General features: G+C 65.8%; 4 protein-coding genes. 3 read left to right on the forward strand and 1 reads right to left on the reverse strand.

Going from position 1 to position 3618, the window contains the following annotated elements; all coding sequences use genetic code 11:
* A partial coding sequence (locus QOC69_RS20060; protein ID WP_526442789.1) for a putative bifunctional diguanylate cyclase/phosphodiesterase occupies positions 1–1316 on the forward strand: 1316 nt, incomplete at its 5' end.
* Here the strand turns inward: QOC69_RS20060 and QOC69_RS20065 are convergent.
* Entirely contained in the window at positions 1263–2195 is a 933-nt protein-coding gene (locus QOC69_RS20065) for an FAD-binding protein (protein ID WP_526442791.1), read from the reverse strand. The two genes, QOC69_RS20060 and QOC69_RS20065, sit on opposite strands and share 54 nt — an antisense overlap.
* 387 nt (positions 2196–2582) lie before the next feature.
* Between QOC69_RS20065 and QOC69_RS20070 the strand changes: the two genes are divergently transcribed.
* Both QOC69_RS20070 and QOC69_RS20075 read left to right on the forward strand, forming a co-directional pair.
* A complete protein-coding gene (locus QOC69_RS20070; RefSeq protein ID WP_526442793.1) occupies positions 2583–3260 on the forward strand; it encodes a TetR family transcriptional regulator in 678 nt (225 codons plus the stop codon).
* 50 nt (positions 3261–3310) lie between these two features.
* A partial coding sequence (locus QOC69_RS20075; RefSeq protein ID WP_526442795.1) for a TetR family transcriptional regulator occupies positions 3311–3618 on the forward strand: 308 nt, incomplete at its 3' end.

A 3618-nucleotide genomic window follows, 5' to 3' on the forward strand; every position in this document is an offset into this window, starting at 1 on the left:
TGGCCGAGCACGACGATCTGACCGGACTCCACAATCGCCGGGCACTACTGGCATACCTGGACGCGCGACTGGCGCCAGGGCAGCCAAGTCCCGTTGCTGCACTGTTCATCGACCTGGACCGGCTGAAGGCGATCAACGACTACCTCGGCCACACCGCCGGTGACCGTTTCATCCGCACGCTGGCCGACCGCTTGGAGGAGGCAACCGGCGCGGGCGACATGATCGCGCGCCTTGGCGGCGACGAGTTCGTGGTCATTCCGGCATTGCCGATGTCGTCGGAGGCGGCCGAGGCGCTCGGCTACCGATTGCAATCCATCCTGCGCGAACCGGTGGCCATCGACGGCGAACTACTCACCAGGACCGTGAGCATCGGGGTCGCCTTGGGCGTGCCCGGCAGTGACACCACGTCGGATTTGATTCGTCGCGCCGATCAGGCGGTGCTCACTGCCAAGGCCGCGGGCGGCAACCACGTTGCCTTGTTCTCCGCTGACATGTCGCTGAAGTCGGAGTACCGCAACGACATCGAACTGCACCTGCAGAGCGTCATCGAGACCGGCGCGCTGTTCCTGCGCTATCTGCCCGAGGTCGACATGCGCACCGGCGAGGTGCTCGCCACGGAGGCACTGGTTCGATGGCAGCATCCGACCCGCGGCCTGCTGTCCCCCGCCTCGTTTATCGCCGTCGCCGAATCCATCAACCTCGCAGGCGAACTCGGCCGCTGGGTGATGCGCACCGCATGCGCGGAATTCGCTCGGTGGCGCTCACACGGTTTGGGCCGCGACACCGTGCTGCGGTTGAACGTCTCGCCTGTGCAGCTGGTTTCAGACGGTTTCGTCGATTCGGTGGCCAGCACGTTGCGCGAGTTCGGCCTCGAGCGGGGCTCGGTCTGCCTGGAGATCACCGAAAGCGTCGTGGTTCAGGACATCGAGACCACCAGCATCACGCTGGCCGGTCTCAAGCAGGCGGGCGTTCAGCTGGCCATCGACGACTTCGGCACCGGCTACAGCGTTTTCGCGCACCTCAAGGCCCTACCGGTAGATCTTCTCAAGATCGACCGAGGATTCGTCGCCGACCTGGGCACCAATCCCGACGACCTCGCGATCGTGCGGGCAATCATCGCGCTGGCCGAGGCATTCGGCTTGCAGCTGGTGGCAGAGGGCGTCGAAACCGAAGCCGCCGCCAGGACGTTGCTACACCACGGCTGTTACCGGGCGCAGGGCTTCCTGCTGTCACTTCCGCTGAGCGGCGAGGACATGGAGGCGCTACTGGCCAAAGGTCGTGTGCCCATGCACTTTTCCGCAACGCCAAGCATCTGACGGAACCTGACGGGATTCGCGCAGGTTGCCACGTAGCTGACGGCCCGAAGCCTTGCAGACCGGCTCGGCGACCGCGGTGGGCGCAGCGATGGTGACCAGCTCGACGCGCCCGAAGCGGCTGGCGGTCCGCCCGACGAGGCACACGTGCTTCCGCTCGCCAGGGGACGGGTCGGCGAGTCGGTCGCCCGCGGCAGGCGGGTGGTCACGCGGCGACAACGCTACGCCATGGTGGGCCCGGACGGCGTACGGACCATCGGGCGTGTCGAGCACGACCCCGACGATCAGTCCCTCCTCGAAGACCAGGCGTTGCAGCCGGCTTGCCGCGAGCACCTCGACGTCGCGCTCGCGCGCCTGCCCGTCCATCCAGTCGAACAGGTCGTGTTCGTCTAGGCCGTCGTGCCAGTCCATCTCGCCGATCGGCATGACCTCGATGGGCTCTCCGTCGGACGAGCGCATCCTGGTGCGCCGCCAACCGAAGACGGTCGTGTAGAGCATCCCGTACGGCGACCCAAGGCACTGTGCGTCCCAGGCCCGGATCGTGGCGCCGACGAAGGGCTCCACCGACCGCTCGTCGGCAGACCACGCGCGTGCGACCCGCGTCGGCACTAGAGCCGCGTCCGCGCGCCGGGCCAGCGGGTCGAGACCCTCGGCGACCGCAGAGAGGTAGACGTCGGTGTCGACGTCCACGCCGGTGTGCTGCAACCAACCGCGAACCGCGCCGACACGCCCACGGGTCGTCACGGACGAGGCAACACCGCCCAGATCGGGTGCCGTGTCGGCGACGATGACGTCCCCGCCACCATCAACGGTGGCGATGGCGCTGGCCAGGCCGCCGATTCCAGCGCCGATACAAACCAGGTCGACTTCTGTATCCCACATCCGCGTTAACTATCTAGAGATTGCTTGCACGGAAATGTGAGCGTTGGACACACGTCACGAAATAGCCGCCATGGTGCCAAATGCGAGTTGCCACGGTCCGCACGGGGATTCGAGGGGGGGTTGCCAATGCGGACCGTGGCAACATCGGGAACGTACCATCCGCGACGCGCGAACGGGGTTGACCGAATGAGCCGGGCATGGCCCTCGGGCACGTCGTGACCCCCACAGTGCGCCGCATCCGGGCGTGGACCAAGAGTCATCACATCCGCTACTTTACATACCTTTGGAATGTTATGCAGCAGTCATGACTTAAAGTTTGGAGCAAAATTGGTCACGGCTAACACCAGGAACATGGGTGGAAATGGGCGGGGTGGGGGAGGCTCGACGGTGACTGAGCAACTGGACAGAAGGGCCGACTCGACGCGGCTGCAGATACTGCAGGCCGCCGCCCATCAGTTTGCCACCAGGCCCTACAGCCAGGTCAACCTCGACGACATCCTGGCAAGTGCCGACGTGACCAAGGGCGCCCTGTACTTCCACTTCCGGTCCAAGCACGCGCTGGCCACTGCGGTCATCGAGCACCGCGCCGAGCACGGCTGGGCCGAGTTCGGCCAACTGTCCACCCGTGGGCGCTCCGGACTCGAGACCATGATCGACGTCGCCTACCTGATCGCGGTCTCCGACATCGGCGAGGCGGAGGTCCGCGCCGGTCTCAATCTGCTCGAGTCCATCGGCCGCTTCGACGGACTGCAGGCAACGCTGCTCGGCGACTGGGTCATCGGCTTCGCGGCGATGACCCGCCGCGCCATCGCCGAGGGAGACGTCGTCGACCATATCGACCACGAACACGCGGCCCGGTTGCTGGTCTCGATGTACCTGGGTCTGCGCCAGACGAGCAACCTGGATGAACCCGAGTCCTACATCGGCGATTTGGAGTCGCTCTGGATGCTGGTCCTGCCCGGCTTCGCAAACCCCGAAAGGCTCGCGTACTTCGCGGGGTTCATCCGGCGCCGGTCCGCACTCGCCGTCAAGAACGCCGTCCCACTGCGCGCCAACAATCTATGATCCGGTGGACGGCGAAACGCCATCGCTTCAGCTGATGGAGGTGCACGAAGATGGTGCGCCAGGCGAGATCCGAGGCCACCCGGCGAAGGATCATCGACTCGGCCATCGACCTGATCAACGAGATCGGTTACCCCGCCAGCGGACTCGCTGACATCATCGAGCGCGCCGAGCTGACCAAGGGCGCGCTGTACTACCACTTCGAATCGAAGGAGGCGGTGGCCACCGCCATCATCGAGGAGGGCGTGGACACGATGCTCGACGCCTTCCGTTCCGCGGGCGGACCGAGCTCTCCGGCGATGGAGAACATCGTGCTCGGCTTGTTCGTGGTCGCCGACACCATCAAGGCCGACAGTGTCGC

Origin of the sequence: Mycobacterium sp., assembly GCF_032162105.1 — a bacterium.
GTDB lineage: Bacteria > Actinomycetota > Actinomycetes > Mycobacteriales > Mycobacteriaceae > Mycobacterium.